Below are 20,668 nucleotides of genomic sequence, written 5' to 3'. Positions count from 1 at the left end.
CTCGCTATAGAAAGACCAAACTGCCCGCGATTGCGGGCAGTTTATTATTCGCAGCGCTCCTTAACTTCACCGCATTCGATTTTGCGGCATGACGATTCCTTAGTCTTGTGCTTCCTGAGGCTTGTCCGCTTTATCTTTGGCTTCCCTGCGCCGTTTCAATTCGGCGCGCATCCAGGCAGCCGATTCGGCCATATCCCGCCTGAGCTCGGCTATCTCATCATCCGTGAGCCGCCGAACCAGCGGCTCATCTCGCTGAGATATTGAGTTTGGTTTTGCCGTTTCCTGCTGTTTGCTCATGGTCATTATTCCTTTTTCCGGAGCAAGTCCATGTCTCCAAGAGTTTATCTTGCAAGCCAATAAAACCAAAGGGCCCCATTCACTCGGTAAAAGTGAATGGGGCCCTCAATCAGTTCTCTTTATTCCGCTCTCTTTAACAAGCTAAGTTTGCGGCCTGGCACACAAGAGGCTGTTAGCGGAGGATCATCTGCGCCCGCTCCGGGCCGACAGAGATCATTTTTACCGGTACGCCCATCAGCTCTTCAACCCGCTGCACATACTTTTGCGCCGCCAGAGGCAGGCTCTCAAAGGTGCGGCAAGCCGTTATATCTTCGCTCCAGCCTTCCATCTGCTCATAAACCGGCGCCAAGGCTGAGGTTTGTGGCCAAATAGGGTTTTCGCTGTGATCGCCCTGATAATCGATGCAGATTTTAAGATCCTGCATCCCACTCAAACAATCCAGCTTGGTCAGCGCCACTTCGGTAGCCGCCTGCAGCTCGACACCATTACGGGTGGCCACGGCGTCGAAATAGCCCATATCACGGGGACGCCCGGTTACCGCGCCATACTCATTGGCGGCTTCGCGGAAGCTGTCCTGCTCTTCCATGGCAGTAATCAAGGTACCGGTTCCCACTGATGAGCTGAAGGACTTGGCTACGGCAATCACCCGCTCGGGGTGCAGTGCCGGTAAACCACTGCCGAGACCGGCATAAGCGGCGGTCACGTTGGAAGACGTGGTCCAAGGGTATTCACCGTAAACAAGGTCACGACCCGCGCCCAACTGGGCTTCAAACAACAGGTTTTCATCTTTTGCCTGCAGCGCTTTCAGTGGCTCGCTCACGTTGCAGATGGCATCACGCCAAGGGGCAGACACTTCCAGCAACCAGGCTGTCATCTCTTCTGCGGTTTGCGAAAATTCAAAGGAGGGATACAGCGCCTTGAGCTGCGGCAGTTTCCAGTCCAGCATAAACTGGATACGTTCACGCAGTACTTCAGGCTGCTTCAACCAACCCACCAGAATACCTTTTTTCATTACCCGGTCACCGTAAGCCGGGGCAATGCCCTGGCGGGTAGAACCGTAAGCGCCGTCACCGAGACGCTCCTCTTCCAGAGTATCTTCAATGGCGTGGATTGGCAGGCACAGAGTCGCCCGGTCGGAAATGCACAGATTGACATTGACGCCGGCGGCTTTTACCTCGGCAATCTCTTCGGAAAGTGGCGCCGGGCTTATCACCATGCCGGGGCCCAATACCGCCAAACAACCAGGATTGAATACGCCGCTAGGCAGTTGATGCAGTTTGAATGTACCAAAGTCATTCACAACTGTGTGGCCGGCATTGTTGCCGCCCTGAAAACGTATACTCGCCGCTGCGCTATCTGCCAGATAGTCCACGATACGGCCTTTACCTTCATCACCCCAGTTTGCACCAACTACAACGATAGACGACATTTCCAGTTCTCCTAAACAAAAACCTGTCTATCCTATGACCACGGCATAAATAAGAAAAATTAATAATCATTATTGGCTTGATAAGAAATCCATATCGGGATACTTTGCATCGAAATAGCGGGTCATTGCCGTGGCCAAGGCCATGATTAAGGCCATGACTAAGACCAAGGCCAAGCCGCCAACCATAATGCGCCTGCCCCAAAGCTGCAAAAGTACCGCTTAAAAAACTCTTAAAGAGGCTGCTATGCTCGAACTCCACTGGCTTAAAACCTTTGTCACCCTGGCCCGCCTGGAACACTTCGGCAAGGCGGCCAATGAGCTGCATATGACTCAACCCAATGTCAGCTTGCATATCAAACAGTTGGAGCAAACTACCCGAGTAAAGCTGATTGAGCGTAATCCATTTCGGCTGACCCAAGCCGGTGAGCGCTTGCTAAGGAGTGCGCACAACACCCTGATGGAGCTGCAAAGTTGCCAGGCCGATCTCAACGCCATCAATGATCTGTGCCAGGGCACCATGACCATAGCCGCCAGCGATATTATTTCCAGATGGCTGTTGATAGGCCCGTTTCAGTCGTTCAAAACCGAATTCCCCGGCATCGACCTGACTCTGCTGAACACCACCTCCTCGCAGGCGGCAGACCTGGTAAAAAGTGCCAAGGCCGATCTCGGCTTTGTGATGGCGCAAAAAGAGAGTCAGCCGCTGCATTTTACCGAGCTGAAACAAGTGAAATGGTACGCCTTGGGCAATGATCTCAAGGCCTGGCAGAGAGGAAAAGTCCCCAGCCCGCAGGAAGCACCGACCTTGATACTACTGGGGCACGACACCCGCACCCGGGATCTGATTGACCCGGCACTGCCTGAGCTCAAACTGCCGGAATACCGCATCATGGAAGTGGGCAGCGTGGATGCCCAAATCGACTGGGCCGAAGCCGGCTTCGGCATCGCCATAGTGCCGGACTTTGCTCTGCATCCGAAACTCAATTTGCAGTCCAGCATTACCCCACTGCCCAGCTTCCCTTCCGCCAGCCTGGGTTACATAGTGCGTCAGAACCAGGTGCTATCCAAAGCCATCAAGAAACTGCTCCATTGGGTGGATGAAGAGATATTGCAGTCGCCGAGTGTGGGTTAACTGTGTGGAGTTAACTGGCATTCAACGACTTCCTGCTGCAGGGAAACTTAACAAGCCGGCGTCAGATTGAAAAATAACCATTGACGCCATAGCCATTTGTTATGCTTGCCTTTTCGCCATTGGATGCTCAGGATTCAACTGAAGTAAATCCCAAAGGTTGCCATACAAATCTTTAAATACCGCTACCGTACCGTAATCCTGCTCTTGGGGTTCACGTACAAACTCGATACCTACTGACTGCATACGCTCGTAGTCTCGCCAGAAGTCATCGGTATTCAAGAAAAGGAATACACGACCTCCCGCTTGATTACCAATGAAGTCTAATTGCTCAGGTTTTGAAGCTCTTGCCAACAACAAAGCCACTCCATGGGAATTGGGCGGCGCAACTACAACCCAGCGCTTATCCTGCTCTGGTTGGTAAGTGTCTTCAATAAGCTCAAATTGAAGCTTATTGGTATAAAAATCGATTGCTTCATCGTAGTCTTTTACTACCAGTGCAATATGGACAATGTTCTGCTTCATCTTCTTACCTTATACGCTGAACTGACTTGGACATGATGTAACCCCAGATTTTATCCCTTCAGTATTCCTGCAGCAGGGGAACCAATGAACCCTGTCGGCTATACCTCATAAGCTGGGTAATCGATATAACCTTGTTCACCACCACCATATAAAGTTAGCCTTGCATCTGCATCGAACTCAGCCAATGGCCAGTCATGGGTAAAACGGGCAACCAAGTCCGGATTGGTCACAAAAGGCGTACCAAAGGCAACAAAGTCGGCATACTTTTTGTCGAGTAAGCTTTGCGCTGTTTGCCTGGTCAGCTTGCCCGCCACCATAATAGGATTGCTATATACACTGCGAACCTGGCGACGAAATGCCTCGGGTACTACCGAGTAACGGGAGATATTCTCCGAAAAGTGCACATATGCAAGATTCATCGGCTGCAACTTTTCCAGCAAGGCCAACGTCAAAGGCACGATTTCCGGGTCCTCGCCGGCAAAGCCTTCGTTAACATAAGGGGACAAACGTACAGAGACCTTGCCTGCGCCAATCGCCTCACAAAGTGCCTGTAGCGTTTCCAGCAAGAAACGCATCCGATTCTCTTGATTGCCACCATATTGATCTTGTCGTTGATTACTTTCCAGCCTTAAGAAAGTGTCGAACAGATAACCATGTGCGGCGTGCACTTCAACGCCATCAAACCCCGCGTCTATTGCATTTTGGGCTGCTTGCACAAAATCTGCGGTAGTGGCTTTAATCTCTGCTTCCGTCATCGCTTTTGGCTGTTGTGTTGCCACCATACCGAAGCCGCCTTCAGCCAACGGGCCAAACACCTGATCTGGAATGCTAATCGCCGATGGTGCCAAAGGTTGCGAGCCGGCGATATTGGCATGGCTGCGACGCCCCACATGCCAAAGTTGAACAAAGATTTTTCCCCCTTGCTGATGGACAGCTTGAGTGACCTTTTTCCAGCCTTGGATCTGCTCAGGGGTATAAATCCCGGGGGTCATCGAATAGCCTCTCGCGATGGCTGAAACCGGTGCTCCCTCTGTAATAATGAGCCCGGCACTGGCGCGTTGCCGATAATACTCAGCCATCATCTCATTGGGAATGTCTCCCGGTTGAGAAGTACGTGAACGTGTCATGGGGGCCATGACGATGCGATTGTTGGTCTTCAATGCTTGACCATGGAATGCTGTTAACATGCTACCCCCTTATGCCTGATAACTTGGATAATCAATGAGCCCTGCTTCACCGCCCCCGAATAGGGTATTGGGATCATGTTCAGCTAAGGGATAGCCCCGTCGCAAACGCTCCGGCAGATCTGGATTGGCAACAAAAGGCCGACCAAAACCTATCATATCGGCCAGGCCAGCGTTAATGGCTTGCTCTGCCTTCTCCAAGTTATAGCGTCCGGCATAAATCAACACTCCTTGATAGGCTTCACGGAGCGCTTGCTTGAACGAAAGCGGTGTATCGGGCGCATCGTCCCAGTCCACTTCGGCAATATGCAAATAAACAATGCGATGTCGATTGAGTAGTGCTGCAGCAGCGGTATAGGTTTCAATAGGGTTTGCATCCACGGTGCCGTTGAGTGTGGTCAGCGGTGCCAGACGCACTCCGACGCGATCTGCACCAATGGCGTCAACCAATGCCGTAACCACTTCATCAAGAAAACGAAGACGGTTTTCAAGGCTGCCACCGTACTCATCACCACGATTGTTTGCTTCAGAATCAATAAACTGGTTAATCAAGTAGCCATTGGCGGCATGTAATTCAATGCCATCAAAACCGGCTTCAATAGCATTGAGCGCTGCTTGACGATAATCAGCGATAACTTGCTCTATATCGGCCTTTGTCATTGCCCTGGGCTGAACCACATCGACAAAACCGGGTTTGTCGCTGCCATTATCGACGAACACTTTCACGTTCTCTGCCTTAATGTCTGATGACGAGATAGGCTGCAAACCACCAATATTGTCCGGATGAGTCACTCTCCCCACATGCCACAACTGCGCAAAAATCGCACCGCCTTTGGCATGCACAGCCTCAGTCACTCTGCGCCAACCGGCGATCTGCTCGGGAGTGTAGATCCCCGGCGTCCACGCATAACCTTTTGCCATGGCGGAAATCTGTGTCCCCTCTGAGACAATCAAGCCCGCACCGGCACGCTGCGCATAATAGGTTGCCATCATCTCGTTGGCCACATCGCCTGGTTGACTGGCTCTTGAGCGCGTCATAGGTGGCATGACAACTCGGTTGTTGAGCAGTAGCTCACCCAGTTTGATCGATTGAAAAAGTGATTGTGTCATAGAAAAGCCCTCTCATGTGATGGCAGGCATAGTAACAAACCCAAAGAGAGGCATTGAGAGCAATAAAGACAAATCATTTTTGTCATATACGCAAAAATTGCCAAGTAACATAAAAGCCCAATGCCAGATAAGGAAAAGCATTCGACTCCCTTGAACCATGGAAGGTACAAATAACGTTAGAGGAGGACTGAATTACCGCCGACGCAAACCGCAAAGAGAGCTTGCCCAAAGCCGAATCATAGCGTCAATTTAGGCTGAATAAAGTCAATAAAAGCAGAGATACGCTTGGCAACATTGGAGGATTTATAATAAACGGCATTAATCTGCTCTCGTCCTATATTGGTGATTTTTTCTCTTTCCAATAACGGGATTAAACGCCCCTCACTGATATCTTTCTTCACCATAAATCCCGATAAGCAAGCGATACCATTGCCCTGTAATGCCAGCTGTCTCACCGTTTCACCGTTACTCGATGTTATTGTTGGGGTGATACGACCAATCCCTTTGAGCGGCCAATCGTTAAGGGTTTTAGGGCTGGAAAAACCCAATAAATCGTGATGAATAAGCTCACTGCTTTTATTGATAAATCCGCGTCTTGCGAGGTACTCAGGCGAAGCGACAACATAGAGCAAACTCTTTCCGAGCGGCCGTGCGTGCAGAGTCGAATCGCTTAAAGAACCTATCCGAATCGCTAGATCTGTTTTCTTTTCCAACAGATCAACAAACCCTTCGTTGGATGTCAGTTCCAGTTCAATATCCGGAAAGACTTGCATAAAGGGCTGGATAAGCGGCACCAGTTGGTGAAACACAAACGGACTTGCGGCATCGACGCGTAGACGCCCCTTGGGTAATGTCCCTCTGGTGATAATCTCTTCTTCTGCTTGCTGAATTTGCGACAAGCCAAGACGAACTGTATCAATAAACTGCCGTCCCTCCTCGGTTAATTCTATGCGGCGCGTAGTACGATTGAGTATTGAAACCCCAAGCTGACTCTCAACCTTACTCACCGCCCTTGAAACCCGCGAGACCTGGATATCCAAAAGCTCAGCTGCCGGAGAAAAGCCACCATTGTCTACAACCGCCAGCAGTATTGCCAAGTCATCGGAGCGTGTTTTCATCACTCTTACCTAAATACATCGCCAACATTTTTTGCATTTATAGCAAATATCACCGACTAAAACACTTATTTTTGACAAACTGATTTCTACGCATAATGCTCGCAAACGCCGGATTCCTCCTTGAGTATCGCGCCCATAGACAGCAAAAAAGGCGCCGAAGCGCCTTTTTAAATCACTATCCCGGAGGGCTTATTCCCACTCAATCGTTGCCGGTGGCTTGCCTGAGATGTCGTACACCACGCGGGAGATACCGTCGATTTCATTGATGATGCGGTTGGATACCCGGCCGAGGAAGTCGTACGGCAGGTGAGCCCAATGGGCTGTCATAAAGTCGATGGTTTCCACGGCGCGCAGAGACACAACCCAGTCGTACTTACGGCCATCGCCCATTACACCTACGCTGCGAACCGGCAGGAACACAGTAAAGGCCTGGCTGACACGGTCGTACAGTTCGGCTTTGCGCAGCTCTTCGATGAAGATGGCATCGGCGCGGCGCAGCAGATCGCAGTACTCTTTCTTGACTTCGCCGAGTACCCGTACACCCAGGCCTGGGCCAGGGAATGGGTGGCGATAGAGCATGTCGTAAGGCAGGCCCAGCTCCAGGCCTATCTTGCGTACTTCGTCTTTGAACAGTTCACGCAGCGGCTCAACCAGACCCAGCTCCATATCTTCCGGCAGGCCGCCGACGTTATGGTGTGACTTGATCACATGGGCCTTGCCTGTGGCACTGCCGGCAGACTCGATAACATCAGGGTAGATGGTGCCCTGGGCCAGCCACTTGGCGTTAACGCACTTACCGGCTTCTTCGTCGAAGATTTCCACAAATACCCGGCCGATGATCTTGCGCTTGGCTTCAGGGTCGTTTTCGCCTTTGAGGGCATTGAGGAATCTGTCTTCGGCTTCCACCTTGATGATGTTGAGACCGAAGTGGTCGCCGAACATCTCCATCACTTGCTCGCCTTCGTTCAGACGCAGCAGGCCGTTGTCGACAAACACACAGGTGAGTCTGTCGCCGATGGCGCGGTGCAGCAGCATGGCGGTAACAGAGGAGTCAACCCCACCGGAAAGCGCCAGGATCACTTCGTCGTCACCTATCTGCTTTTTAAGGCGCTCAACGGCATCTTCGATGATGGAAGCGGGTTTCCACTTCGCTTCACAGCCACAGATTTCCAGCGCGAAATGCTCCAGCATGCGCTTGCCCTGACGGGTATGGGTCACTTCAGGGTGGAACTGCACGCCGTAGAAACCTTTGGCTTCATTGGCCATGGCGGCGAACGGGCAGGTTTCGGTCTTGGCAACCGCGACAAAACCTTCAGGGATGGCCGAGACCTTGTCACCGTGGCTCATCCATACATCCAGCAATGGACGACCGACTTCGTTAACGGCATCTTCGATGTTTTTGAACAGTGCAGATTCGGTCAGCAGTTCGATTTGCGCGTAACCGAACTCGCCCTCGCCTATGCCCTGGATAACTTTGCCGCCCAGCTGTTCGCTCATGGTCTGCATGCCGTAGCAGATACCCAGTACAGGCACGCCTGCGTTAAACACATACTCAGGGGCACGGGGAGAATTGTCGGCGGTGACACTCTCGGGACCACCGGCCAGAATAATGCCCTGAGGGGCAAACTCGCGGATCTGCTCTTCACTGACATCCCAGGCCCAGAGTTCACAGTAGACGCCAATTTCGCGGATACGACGGGCAATCAGCTGGGTATACTGGGAGCCGAAATCAAGGATCAGTATCTTGTGCTCATGAATATTGCTCATTGATAACCTTTATCTCTTTAGTTTGATTGCAGTGCCTGCCGTAACAGGCACAGTTTTTATCTGCTTATAAACCAAGGGCGACACTCATGCCGCCCCGAATTTGTTAAACGCCTGAACGGTAGTTCGGCGCTTCTTTGGAGATAGTCACATCGTGAACGTGGGATTCGCCCATACCGGCAGAAGTCACCTTGACGAACTGGGCCTTTTCACCCAATTCCTGAATGGTGGCGCAGCCTGTCAGGCCCATACAGGAGCGCAGACCGCCCATGTACTGATGGATAATCTCTTTGATTTTGCCTTTGTAGGGAACACGGCCTTCGATACCTTCAGGTACCAGTTTGTCGGCAGCGTTGTCGCTCTGGAAGTAGCGATCGGAAGAACCCTGAGACATGGCACCCAGTGAGCCCATACCGCGGTAAGACTTATAGGCACGGCCCTTGTAGAGTTCAGTTTCACCTGGAGACTCGTCGGTACCGGCAAACATGGAACCTGCCATGATACAAGATGCACCGGCGGCCAGCGCCTTGGCCAGATCGCCTGAGAAGCGGATACCGCCATCGGCAATCACAGGGATACCCAGATGCTTAACGGCAGCAGCGGCATCGGAAACCGCAGTGATTTGCGGTACACCCACACCGGTAACGATACGGGTAGTACAGATGGAACCAGGGCCAATACCGACTTTAACCGCATTCACACCGGCTTCTACCAGCGCCAGGGCACCTTCGGCTGTTGCCACATTGCCGCCAACGATTTGCAGATCTGGATACTTGGCACGGGTATCGCGAATACGCTGCAGTACCCCTTCAGAATGGCCGTGGGAAGAGTCAATCAAGAGTACATCGACACCGGCTTTGACCAGCGCATCAACACGCTCTTCGTTACCGGCACCGGCACCGACAGCGGCACCAACACGCAGACGACCCAGCTCATCTTTACAGGCATTGGGCTTACGCTCGGCTTTCTCGAAGTCTTTAACAGTGATCAGGCCCTTGAGCTGGAATTCATCATTCACAACCAGCACTTTTTCAATGCGGTTGGAGTGCATCAGCTTTTGTACTTCATCCAGCTTGGTGCCTTCAGGTACTGTCACCAAACGCTCTTTCGGGGTCATGATTTCAGAAACCAGGCGGTTGGTATCGGTCACGAAGCGCACGTCACGGCCGGTGATAATACCCACCAGTTCGTTGGCGTCATTGATTACCGGATAGCCGGCAAATCCGTTCTTTGCAGTTAATACCTTAAGCTCGGCCAGTGTCGTGGAAGGCTTCACTGTCACAGGCTGTTGAACCACACCTGCTTCATAGATCTTCACTTTACGAACTTCTTCGGCCTGCTGTTCAATACTCATATTCTTATGAATAAAGCCCAAGCCGCCTTCCTGCGCCATGGCGATTGCCAGACGGGCTTCGGTCACTGTGTCCATTGCAGCGGACACCAGGGGGATATTCAGTTCGATTTTGTCGGTCAGACGGGTCTTGAGATTGGCGGTATTAGGGAGAACGGTCGAGTGGGCTGGAACCAGCAGCACATCGTCAAAGGTAAGCGCTTCTTTAATTAATCGTAGCATTGCAACATCTCCCCGGGGGTCAGATTTGAAGGTGAAATATTGCGGCGGCATTATACCTTGCAACCCCGGGGTGGTAAATGGGAAAATAGAGAAAAATTCCAATTTGAACGCAAATTCCATGCCAGAGCCCAAAAAACAGGTATATACCGTCTCCCGCCTCAATGCCGAAGTTCGCGCCTTGTTGGAGGGAAACCTCGGCAGAATTTGGCTCAATGGTGAAATTTCCAACTTTGCCAGCCCAAGCTCGGGCCATTGGTATCTGACGCTCAAGGACAATCACTCACAAATTCGCTGCGCCATGTTCCGTGGCCGCAACCAGAATGTGACCTTTCGCCCGACCAACGGCCAGCAAGTGCTGGTGCGGGCAGCCCTGAGTGTGTATGAGCCAAGGGGCGATTACCAACTGCTTATCGAAACCATGCTGCCTGCCGGTGATGGCCTGCTGGCGCAGCAGTATGAAGCGCTGAAGCTGAAGCTAGCGGCCGAAGGCCTGTTCGCCGCCGATACCAAGCGGCCACTGCCGGCCAATATCCAGCGCATTGGGGTGATAACCTCTCCCACGGGCGCCGCCATTCGCGATGTACTGCATGTGCTGAAACGCCGCGATCCCTCCATCGAAGTAGTGATCTACCCCTCACAGGTTCAGGGCGGTACCGCCGCCAACCAGCTTATTGAGGCGCTCACACTAGCCAACCAGAGGCTGGAAGTGGATCTGTTACTGCTGACCCGCGGCGGTGGCAGCCTGGAAGATATGTGGTGTTTCAACGATGAAAATCTGGCTCACGCCATCTACAACAGTGCCCTGCCGGTGATTTCGGCTGTAGGCCATGAAGTGGACACCTGTATCAGTGACTATGTCGCCGATCTGCGTGCCCCTACCCCATCGGCCGCCGCCGAGCTGGTATCCCAGGATGTCGACAACAAGCGGCAAAAGCTGACCACGGCCATGGCCAGGCTGCGTCAGGGCTGGCAACACTGGCACTTGGCCAAGCGCCAACAGCTGTCGCTGCTGGATCACAAGTTGCAGCGCCAGGATCCCAAGCGGCAGCTGGAGCAGCTGGTACAACAGTTTGATGAGCAGCAACTGAGAATGACGGCCGCCATCAACAGTCGCCTCCACCGGCTGGAACACAGACAGCTGCAGCTCAAGAGCCGCCTCGAAGCCCAGAGTCCGGCCCACAAGCTGAGCCTGGAAGCCAGCAGGTTGAATTATCTCGGTCAACAGTTGCAGGACGCCATGGCCGATAAACTGAAAGAGGCCAAGGCGCGCCTGGGTGCCAGCGCCCATTCGCTGGAAAGTGTCAGCCCGCTGTCGACCCTGTCCAGAGGTTACAGCATAAGCAAGAACCAAGCCGGGAAAGTCCTGGAAAACAGCCAGAACGCCGTGGTCGGCGAGCAGATGCGCACCCAATTGAAACAGGGCGCACTGCTCTCAAGAATTGAAGCCATTATTGAGGAATAGCATCAATCAGATAAATGCTCTTCGCTGGAGAAGGAGCCCAAATTAAAAATACCTGTGAGTCGTTAGCAAATGTTATTCCAGTTCACTAGCCCTTCATTAAACACAACTCACTGAATTAATGTGTAATATTGGTCATCGGAAACAACAAAGCCGGGTTAAACCCGGCTTTGTCTTGCGAAAAACCTATCAGGCTTTCTTGTTCTTGATGTGCGCCATCATCCGCTTGCGGCGTCTTTCCTGGCTCAGGGTCAGTTTCTCCCCCTTGCCTTCAAAGGGGTTGGCCCCTTCCTGGAAGCGCAGCTGGATGGGCGTACCCACAACCTTCAGCGAGCGGCGGTAGTAGTTCATCATATAGCGCTTGTAGGAATCCGGCAGCTTGGATACCTGGTTGCCGTGTACCACCACGATAGGCGGGTTGTAACCACCGGCGTGAGCATACTTGAGCTTGACCCGGCGACCATTGACCAGAGGCGGCTGATGGTCGTCCTGCGCCATCTGCATGATCTTGGTCAGCAGCGAAGTGGATACCCGTCTGGTAGCACTGTCGTAAGCTTCTTCGATGGACTCATACAGATGACCCACACCTGTGCCATGCAGCGCCGAGATAAAGTGAATGCGGGCAAAGTCGATAAAGCCCAGACGACGGTCCAGCTCACTCTTGACCCTTTCCTTGACGTCATTGTCTATGCCGTCCCACTTGTTGACCGCAATCACCAGCGCGCGGCCGGCGTTGAGGGCAAAGCCCAGCAAGCCAAGGTCCTGCTCGGCGATACCTTCACGGGCATCGATAACCAAGAGCACCACGTTGGCGTCTTCAACCGCTTTCAGGGTTTTAATCACGGAAAATTTTTCAACGACTTCATGCACCTTGGCGCGGCGACGCACCCCGGCAGTGTCTATAATGACGTACTCACGGCCTTCACGCTGCATTGGAATATAGATGGAGTCGCGGGTGGTGCCCGGCTCATCATAAACCACCACCCGCTCCTCACCGAGGATACGGTTGGTCAGGGTCGATTTGCCCACGTTGGGCTTGCCGATAATCGCCAGCTTGATAGGCAGGTCCTGCAGTCTGGCCTGTTCGGCTTCGGCTTCCTCTTCTGTGTATTGACGCTCGTCGACCTTCTCTTCCTCGGGCGCATCCGGGTTAATCCCCATCGCCTCGGCAAAAGGAGCCAGCGCATACTCAATCATATTGGTAACGCCGCGGCCGTGAGCCGCCGCCATCTGATACACCTCACCCAGGCCCAGGGCCCAGAATTCGGCGCAGGCGGAGTCGGCATCGATACCGTCAATCTTGTTGGCCACCACGAAAGTGGTCTTTTGCCGGCTGCGAAGATGTTGGGCTATGGCCTGATCGGCCGCGGTCAAACCGGCGCGGGCATCTGTCAGAAACAGCACCACATCGGCTTCTTCGATAGCCGCCAGCGATTGCTCGGCCATCTTGGTTTCTATGCCTTCTTCGGTGCCGTCAATACCGCCGGTATCCACCAGGATGAATTCGTAACCTGACAGATAGGCACGACCGTATTTACGATCCCGCGTCAAGCCTGGGTAATCCGCCACCAGTGCATCACGGGTGCGGGTCAGACGATTGAACAGGGTCGACTTACCGACATTGGGTCGCCCTACCAGGGCCACTACAGGAATCATCTTTTTGCCTCTTTAAAACTTCTCAATAAAAAGCCCCCGGAACACACTCCCAGGGGCTTGGCAGTATCAAAGCCTGGGATCAGGGCAGAGTTACTGTGGCAATTTTGCCATCCCGGGTCTGCAGATAGATTTTGTCGTCAACCACCAGAGGTTGACTGAACAGGCCCGAGCTGTCGACCTGCACCCGACCCACAATTTGGCCGTTGCTGCGATCGATAAAGTGCAGATAACCTTCAAAGTCACCTACCACTACATAGTCCTGGAACACGGCCGGAGCAGTCAGATCCCTATTGGTCAAATCCGAGTTGCTCCACAGCTCCAGACCGTTACGTCTGTCCACTGAGTATACACGGCTGTGATCGTCCACCAGGAACAGGCTCAGGCCCGCAGTGTCCAGCTCGTGGAAACTGGAATACTTACGCGACCAGACAATACGGCCGCTGCGCATTTCCATGCTGACCAGGTTACCGTTGTAGCTCACCGCGTACAGGTTGTCACCCAGCAACAGCGGCGTCATATCGACATCGGCCATACGGCTGAACTCGTTGCCACCTTTAGGGGTGTAAATCGGTTGTTCCCAAGCGGGTTGACCATTGTTCTTGATAACAACAGTGACCTTGCCATCGGCCGTACCGACAAAGAAACCGCCCTGAGCATAAGCCGGAGAGCTGGTACCGCGCAGAGTCAGGTTCGGCAGGGACGCTTCATAGCTCCAAAGCTTTTCACCTGTGTCGACATTGAAGGCATCCAGCGAGCCTGAGCTGCTGTTAACCACCACCATGTCTTCGGCCACTGTGGGCAAGGACAACAGCTCGCCGTCGGCTACCGCATGCCAGAGCACTTCACCGGTTTCGGCATCAAGCGCTGCCAGCAGGCCACTTTCACCACCGACAAACACCTTGTTACGGGCCGCCGTTACGCCGGATGCCAAGCGGGCACCCTTGTTCTTTTTCAGGGCGCCATCACGGAACGCCTCGCTGAAGTCTGTGCTCCAGACCTTCTCGCCGCTGGTCTCGTCAAAGGCGGTTACTTCACCGTAACGGTCAGCAACAAAGATTTTGCCGTAACGCACTGCGGGACGCAGACGGGAGTAATAATCGCCAACACCACTGCCAACCGAAGCGCTCCAGCTAACCTGTGGGAATACGCTGGCATTGATCTCCAGCAGCGGGCTCACAGGTTCTTCTTCCACATCGCTGGAAGCACAACCTGTCAGTGCGCCTATGGCCATGCCACAGGCCAAAAGGGTTTTACACCACGACTTCATTGGCCTTCCTTATGCCTGATTCAGGTTATCGAGTTTCATCTGCAGCGCCGGACTGGTTGTCACGCCACCATTTTTAACGGCTTCCTGATAGGCCAGTCTGGCCTTGTCGGTTTCGCCCTGACGCAGCAGCAGATCGCCTTTAAATTCATCTCTTTGGGTAGAAAATGCGCTGTTCTTAACCTGATCCAGCGTGGTCAAAGCGGTAGCAACCTGGCCCTGCTCAGCCTGAATACGTGCCAAACGCAGCGTGGCAACCGCAGTCAGGGCATCGCCCGGCTTGGCGGCAATCACGGTTTTGAGTGCGGCTTCGGCCTTGGGCAGGTCGCCTGACTCAACTGCGCTTTTGGCAACAATCAGTTGCATCAGCGCCGAGTAACCGGCTTGGGCGTGCTGCTTGTCAAATTCGGCAGCGGCAGCCATCACCGCGGCTTCATCACCGCTTTGCATCAAGGCCTGATTAAAAGCCTGAGAGGCGGCTTCGGCACGTTCCACTTTGACATCGGAGTAGTAGTTCCAGCCATAGAGGCCACCCAGACCTATTACGACACCTGCGACTATCGAAGTGCCATAGTCTTTCCAGAACTGCTTGATCGCTTCGACTTGTTGTTCTTCTGTGCTGTAGATTTCCACCCGCACTTCCCCTCTAAATTATTTAATCAGTTCTGCCAAATAGTCGGCCAGGGCCTGGCGTTCAACATCCTGCTGAGCCCCATCACCCCGCAGCGGTTTCACCGCCACCTTGTTATTGGCCAGTTCGGTCTCACCGATAATCAGCGCAAAACCCGCGCCGCTCTTATCGGCTCTTTTCATCTGTTTCTTGAAGTTGCCACCACCGCAGTGACTCATCACCTTGAGCTTGGGCAGCTTCTCGCGCAGTTCCTGGGCAATTTTCATCGCCTCGATTACGCAGTCATCGCCCATGGCGGTCACGTAGACATCCACTTCGGCAGCAACATCGGCGTTCAGCTCCAGGGTTTCCAGCAGCAGAACAATCCGCTCCAGTCCCATGGCAAAGCCCACTGCCGGCGTTTCTTTACCGCCAAGCTGGCTCACCAGACCATCGTAACGACCACCGGCCAGTACTGTGCCCTGAGCGCCCAGGCTGTCGGTGACCCACTCAAATACGGTGCGGTTGTAGTAATCCAATCCGCGTACCAGGCGTGGGTTAACCCTGTATTGGATGCCAACGGCCTCCAGGAGTTCACACAAGCGGGCAAAATGTGCCTTTGAGTCTTCACCCAGGTAGTCCATCAGCGCCGGAGCATCGGCCAGCAAGGCCTGAACCTGCTGATCTTTCGAGTCCAGCACCCGCAGTGGGTTGCTGTACATGCGCCGCTGGCTGTCTTCGTCCAGCTTGTCTTTATGCTGTTCGAGGAAGGCCACCAACGCCTCACGATAGGCTGCACGCTCGTCGCTGTCACCCAGAGTGTTCAGCTCGAGGGAAACGTGTTCGGTCAATCCAAGCTTCTGCCACAAAGAGGCGGACAACATCAACACTTCGGCGTCAATATCGGCGCTCTTGATGCCATAAACTTCAACCCCAAACTGATGGAACTGACGATAGCGCCCTTTCTGTGGCCGCTCGTGGCGGAACATGGGGCCCATATACCACAGACGTTGTTCCTGGTTGTACAGCAGGCCATGTTCGTTACCGGCACGAACTGTCGAGGCGGTACCTTCCGGGCGCAGGGTGAGACTGTCACCGTTGCGATCGGCGAAGGTGTACATCTCCTTCTCAACAATATCTGTCACTTCCCCTATCGAACGCTTGAACAGGTCTGTGTTCTCAACGATAGGTGTGCGGATTTCACTGTAACCGAAAGAGGCAACAGAGGCGCGCAATACCGCCTCAACTTTTTGCCATACGGGGCTTTGGGTTGGCAGAATGTCATTCATTCCGCGAATCGCTTGGATCTGTTTTGCCACTATCTCGACTCGTTTTGCTCTGGGGCTAAAAATTCAAAAATGCCAGCCATTATAGGCGCTTCACCGGCAAACGTAAAACTGGCCAGCGCTGGCCAGTTCACATTCACATCATCGGGGATTATTCGGCTTCTTTGACTGAAATACGGTTTTCCATCATTTGCGCCTTGGCGCGAATTTTGGCTTCGAGGGCATCGACCAGATTGTCGTTGTCGAAGCGCTCTTTCTGACGCTCACCTTCGTCATAGTACCCGCTCTTGCGGTTACCGCCGGTGAGGCCAATATGGGACACCAGGGCTTCACCGGGGCCGTTGACCACACAGCCTATGATGGAGACATCCATGGCTGTGGTCACATCTTCCAGGCGCTGCTCCAGGGCGTTGACCGTGCCTATCACATCAAACTCCTGCCTTGAGCAGGATGGACAGGCGATAAAGTTAATCCCGCGGGAGCGAATGCGCAGCGACTTGAGGATATCGAAACCGACTTTGATCTCCTCTACAGGATCGGCTGCCAGCGATATTCTCAAGGTATCGCCTATGCCTTCGGCCAGCAGCATACCCAGGCCCACTGCAGATTTAACGGCGCCTGCACGGGCGCCACCGGCTTCGGTGATCCCAAGGTGCAGCGGCTGCTTAATCTGTTTCGCCAGCAAACGGTAGGACTCCACCGCCAGGAACACGTCCGATGCTTTCACCGAAACCTTGAACTGGTCGAAGTTGAGCCTATCGAGAATGTCCACATGGCGCATTGCCGATTCCAGCAAGGCTTCCGGGGTGGGCTCTTTGTATTTGTCCATCAAGTCTTTTTCGAGACTGCCGCCGTTTACCCCGATACGGATGGGGATATTTTTGTCACGGGCAGACTCAACCACGGCGCGAATGCGTTCTTCATTACCTATGTTGCCTGGATTAATACGCAGGCAGTCGGCGCCATATTCCGCCACTTTAAGGGCGATGCGGTAGTCGAAATGGATATCGGCCACCAGCGGCACCTTGACTTGCTGTTTGATAAGCTTGAACGCTTCGGCGGCATCCATGGTAGGCACAGACACCCGCACGATATCGGCGCCTACGGTTTCCAGCGCCCGAATTTGCGCCACTGTGGCTTCTATGTCTGTAGTGCGGGTATTGGTCATCGACTGCACTGCGATGGGAGCGCCATCACCAATAGGCACATTGCCGACATAGATGCGGGTGGAAGGACGGCGTTTTATGGGATTTTCACTGTACATCGTATTCTGCTCTGTTGACTCGGCGCCCTGTGGGCGCCACTTCAATTATCCTGCTTGATGCTATTATGCCTGTGGCAGGGTCAGTCTGGCTACCCGACCGTTGGGGAAATCGGCAAGGCTCACGGCCTGGCCGTTAAATGTCAGGCTAACTGTCTGCGGCGCGCCCAAGACCAGTTTAAAAGGCGCTTTACCCTGTACATTGATGCTTTGTCCTGGCGATCTCAGACCATCTATCAGAGTCTTGCCGTTGGCATCTGTGAGTTTGATCCAGCAGTCACCGTTAAGCTCAATTCCGACCGAAGCCTGCGCCGGGTCAGTTACCGGCTCCAGCTCTGCCGCCTCAACGCCGGCGATAGCACCGCTGGTGTTGTTCTCGGCACTGTCTGTTTCAGCGCTCTCAGTACCACTCTCGGTTTCCAAGGCGGGGTTTGCTGCCGCAGCGGCGCCCGGCTCATTATCCGGCAGTACTTCAACGGGCTGCCACGATGCATCCTGTTGTTCCATTTGTGCCTGACGCGATTCAAACTCTCTGGCCTGCTGCACCTCTTCTGCCGTCGGTTTGGAAAAGTCGACATCGGAAACCACAGAGGGCTTTTGCAGCCACCACACCACCAGCAGAGCCAGCAGCAGAAAACCGATTAGGTAAGTCACCAGCATCAAACGGCTGTCGGTAGCCTGACGGCTGGTCTTGCGCGAAAAGCTCTGCATCGCGGGTTCAGTCACCTTGGGGACCTGCCGCGCCAAACAAGCGTTAATGGCTTCTTTGTCTACATCCAATATGCGGGCGTAGTTCTTCACGTAGCCGCGGACATAGGTGGAGGAATCGATATTGCTGAAACAATCGGCTTCAATATCGGCCACAATACAGGGACGCAAATGCAGCCTGGTAGCCGCATCTTCTATAGTGATACCTTTTTGTTCGCGTGCGCTTTTCAGTAATGACCCGAGCGTATCCTCTTGCCCGGGAACCTTTTGGCTCTCGTCTTCATCCTTGTTGACTTGGTTATTCAACTCTGTCATCAGTGCATACTTGCCCGGTATTGTTTGGCCTGGGGAGACGCTGGAAATTTGGCCTGCAGCAGTATTCCGTAACGCTTGGCGGCCGCGTCATCATTTAACCCTTGCTCAATGCTAATGCCCAACGCCAAACTCTCCGCTGTTTCGGGAATCACCCTATGAAGGCGTTCCAACTGCACTCTGGCCGCGGCGTAGTTGTGGGCGTCAAGCTCCAATTCTGTCAGTTCCAGTAATGAGACCTGTCTTCTGGGCTCATACTTTAGCGCCATCTCAAAATAGTGTCGCGCTTTTTCTATTTCCCCGGCATGCCGGCTGCAAATACCCAGGTTTTCATAGCTGGAGGCAGTGCGGGTATATCTGGGGTTGTCGATTGCCTTCAGAAACATCTTCTCTGCCTTGGCATATTTCTTCTGCTGGCAGAGAAATACCCCAAAGTTGTTCATCGAGTCGCCGCTGGCATTGCGGGTATCTATGGCGGCTTCATAGGCTTGCTCAGCCTTCACCGCTTCACCCACGGTTTGATAGTAATAGGCCATGGCAATATGCACTTCCTCAAGATGAGGGGCGTATTCCATGGCCTTGTCGAGATTAAATTTGGCTTGTTGGGAGTTACCCTTTTGCAGATAGGTCAGGCCTAACTGCGTCCGTTCCTTGGCGGCGGCAATTTTATCAAACTGGCGTTCCGAGACCGGAATGTCCGTGCCGGCATAAGTTCGCTCGGTCACACATCCGGGCAACGTGGCCCCGAGCAGTAACGCGAGCGCTAAACCTGGCAATCCGTGCTTCATTGGCAAACCTATAAATCTGGACAAACAAAGAGTTAATCCATTGTGACCGAAATTTGATTGGCTTGCATGCGTTTTTTCGCCAGACGCTTGGTTCTGTCACGTATATCCCCGGCTAACTGGCCACAGGCGGCATCGATATCATCGCCGCGGGTCTTACGTACTATCACGGTAAGGCCGTATTCCATAAGCACTTTGGCAAACCTGTCGATACGGGAATTGGAAGAACGCCCGTAAGGAGAGCCAGGATAAGGATTGAACGGGATAAGGTTAACCTTGCAGGGGGTATCCTTCATCAACTTGGCCAGCTCATGGGCTTGCTCTGTGCTGTCGTTGATATGATCCAGCATCACATATTCCAGCGTGACCCGGCCGCGGTTGGCGTTGGACTTGGCGATATAACGGCGAATAGCGGCCAAGAATTCGTTGAGCGGATACTTCTTGTTGATAGGCACCAGCTCGTTTCGCAGCTCGTCATTGGGGGCATGGATACTGACCGCCAGCGCCACATCGAGAGCGTCGCCCAGTTTATCCAGCGCCGGTACTACGCCGGATGTGGAAACCGTTACCCGCCGTTTGGACAGGGCAAAACCAAAGTCATCCAGCATGATATCCATCGCCGGGATCACGTTGGCCAGGTTCAGCAAGGGCTCACCCATGCCCATCATCACCACATTGGTGACCGGGCGTTCACCGGTTTCCTTCTGGAAGCCGAGGAAATGGGATACCCGCCAGATCTGACCGATAATTTCAGATACTGTCAGGTTACGGTTAAAGCCCTGCTGCGCAGTGGAGCAGAAAGTACATTCCAGCGCACACCCCACCTGAGATGAAATACACAGAGTCGCCCTATCATCTTCAGGAATATAGACAGTTTCCACTTCCTGACCTTCGCCGACATTGATGGCAAACTTGATGGTGCCATCGGCCGATTTCTGATAGCTGGAGATCTCCGGCGCGACCACTTCACAGCGCTCTTTCAATTTGGCCCGCAGGTGTTTGTTGATGTTGGTCATCTGGTCAAAGTCACTGATTCCGAAGTGATACAACCACTTCATCAGCTGTTCGGCACGAAACGGCTTATCGCCCAACTCGACGAAAAGCTCACGCATTGCCTTACGATCAAGATCCAAAAGATTGATCTTTTTTTCACTCATTTGACTTACCTCAACACCAAAACCTGCAGCAGGGCGGCGAA

18 protein-coding genes are annotated in these 20,668 nt (G+C 53.3%); 2 read left to right on the top strand and 16 right to left on the bottom strand.

The window, feature by feature from the left end; all coding sequences use genetic code 11:
- Nucleotides 1-99 precede the first annotated feature (99 nt).
- Complete coding sequence (locus tag E1N14_RS07715; RefSeq protein ID WP_025009776.1) at nt 100-297, bottom strand: hypothetical protein; 198 nt, start codon at nt 295-297, stop codon at nt 100-102.
- A gap of 172 nt (nt 298-469) precedes the next feature.
- Nucleotides 470-1,726, bottom strand: a complete 1,257-nt coding sequence (locus tag E1N14_RS07710) for an adenylosuccinate synthetase (RefSeq protein ID WP_025009775.1) — start codon at nt 1,724-1,726, stop codon at nt 470-472.
- A gap of 244 nt (nt 1,727-1,970) precedes the next feature.
- On the opposite strand from E1N14_RS07710, the gene E1N14_RS07705 reads away from it, so the two are divergent.
- Nucleotides 1,971-2,858: a LysR family transcriptional regulator gene (locus E1N14_RS07705; protein WP_025009774.1), complete on the top strand. Its 888-nt coding sequence runs from the start codon at nt 1,971-1,973 to the stop codon at nt 2,856-2,858.
- 99 nt (nt 2,859-2,957) lie between these two features.
- Here E1N14_RS07705 and E1N14_RS07700 read toward each other — a convergent pair whose 3' ends face one another.
- The 6 genes from E1N14_RS07700 to guaB all read right to left on the bottom strand — a co-directional run bounded on the left by E1N14_RS07700 (nt 2,958) and on the right by guaB (nt 10,129).
- Nucleotides 2,958-3,380, bottom strand: a complete 423-nt coding sequence (locus E1N14_RS07700; protein ID WP_025009773.1) for a VOC family protein — start codon at nt 3,378-3,380, stop codon at nt 2,958-2,960.
- 98 nt (nt 3,381-3,478) lie between these two features.
- Nucleotides 3,479-4,567, bottom strand: a complete 1,089-nt coding sequence (locus E1N14_RS07695; protein ID WP_025009772.1) for an alkene reductase — start codon at nt 4,565-4,567, stop codon at nt 3,479-3,481.
- Between the two features lie 9 nt (nt 4,568-4,576).
- Entirely contained in the window at nt 4,577-5,674 is a 1,098-nt protein-coding gene (locus E1N14_RS07690) for an alkene reductase (protein WP_045282451.1), read from the bottom strand.
- 236 nt (nt 5,675-5,910) lie between these two features.
- A complete protein-coding gene (locus E1N14_RS07685) occupies nt 5,911-6,792 on the bottom strand; it encodes a LysR family transcriptional regulator (protein WP_025009771.1) in 882 nt (293 codons plus the stop codon).
- A gap of 189 nt (nt 6,793-6,981) precedes the next feature.
- On the bottom strand, nt 6,982-8,559 hold the full coding sequence (guaA, locus tag E1N14_RS07680; RefSeq protein WP_025009770.1) for a glutamine-hydrolyzing GMP synthase: 1,578 nt from the start codon (nt 8,557-8,559) through the stop codon (nt 6,982-6,984).
- Between the two features lie 103 nt (nt 8,560-8,662).
- Nucleotides 8,663-10,129: an IMP dehydrogenase gene (gene guaB / locus E1N14_RS07675; RefSeq protein ID WP_025009769.1), complete on the bottom strand. Its 1,467-nt coding sequence runs from the start codon at nt 10,127-10,129 to the stop codon at nt 8,663-8,665.
- A gap of 118 nt (nt 10,130-10,247) precedes the next feature.
- On the opposite strand from guaB, the gene xseA reads away from it, so the two are divergent.
- Complete coding sequence (gene xseA / locus E1N14_RS07670; RefSeq protein WP_025009768.1) at nt 10,248-11,591, top strand: exodeoxyribonuclease VII large subunit; 1,344 nt, start codon at nt 10,248-10,250, stop codon at nt 11,589-11,591.
- A 186-nt stretch (nt 11,592-11,777) separates the two neighbouring features.
- Here xseA and der read toward each other — a convergent pair whose 3' ends face one another.
- From der to rlmN, 8 genes are all read right to left on the bottom strand, one after another.
- Entirely contained in the window at nt 11,778-13,244 is a 1,467-nt protein-coding gene (gene der, locus E1N14_RS07665) for a ribosome biogenesis GTPase Der (RefSeq protein ID WP_025887505.1), read from the bottom strand.
- 79 nt (nt 13,245-13,323) lie between these two features.
- Entirely contained in the window at nt 13,324-14,511 is a 1,188-nt protein-coding gene (gene bamB / locus E1N14_RS07660) for an outer membrane protein assembly factor BamB (RefSeq protein WP_028779197.1), read from the bottom strand.
- Nucleotides 14,512-14,520: 9 nt separating this feature from the next.
- Nucleotides 14,521-15,141: a YfgM family protein gene (locus E1N14_RS07655; RefSeq protein WP_025009766.1), complete on the bottom strand. Its 621-nt coding sequence runs from the start codon at nt 15,139-15,141 to the stop codon at nt 14,521-14,523.
- Nucleotides 15,142-15,159: 18 nt separating this feature from the next.
- Nucleotides 15,160-16,437 (bottom strand): histidine--tRNA ligase, encoded by a 1,278-nt coding sequence (gene hisS, locus E1N14_RS07650; RefSeq protein ID WP_025009765.1) that lies wholly within the window; start codon nt 16,435-16,437, stop codon nt 15,160-15,162.
- 118 nt (nt 16,438-16,555) lie between these two features.
- On the bottom strand, nt 16,556-17,668 hold the full coding sequence (gene ispG, locus E1N14_RS07645) for a flavodoxin-dependent (E)-4-hydroxy-3-methylbut-2-enyl-diphosphate synthase (protein WP_025009764.1): 1,113 nt from the start codon (nt 17,666-17,668) through the stop codon (nt 16,556-16,558).
- 63 nt (nt 17,669-17,731) lie between these two features.
- Nucleotides 17,732-18,688 (bottom strand): RodZ domain-containing protein, encoded by a 957-nt coding sequence (locus tag E1N14_RS07640; RefSeq protein WP_025009763.1) that lies wholly within the window; start codon nt 18,686-18,688, stop codon nt 17,732-17,734.
- Nucleotides 18,688-19,473 carry a type IV pilus biogenesis/stability protein PilW gene (pilW, locus tag E1N14_RS07635; protein WP_062793783.1) on the bottom strand — a complete coding sequence of 262 codons (786 nt, stop codon included), beginning with the start codon at nt 19,471-19,473 and terminating at the stop codon, nt 18,688-18,690. Before pilW ends, E1N14_RS07640 begins: the two co-directional genes overlap by 1 nt.
- A 32-nt stretch (nt 19,474-19,505) precedes the next feature.
- Complete coding sequence (gene rlmN, locus E1N14_RS07630; protein WP_025009762.1) at nt 19,506-20,627, bottom strand: dual-specificity RNA methyltransferase RlmN; 1,122 nt, start codon at nt 20,625-20,627, stop codon at nt 19,506-19,508.
- Nucleotides 20,628-20,668 lie beyond the last annotated feature (41 nt).

This window comes from Shewanella algae, from assembly GCF_009183365.2.
Taxonomy (GTDB): domain Bacteria; phylum Pseudomonadota; class Gammaproteobacteria; order Enterobacterales; family Shewanellaceae; genus Shewanella; species Shewanella algae.
This window is presented reverse-complemented; position numbering and strand designations above follow the sequence as displayed.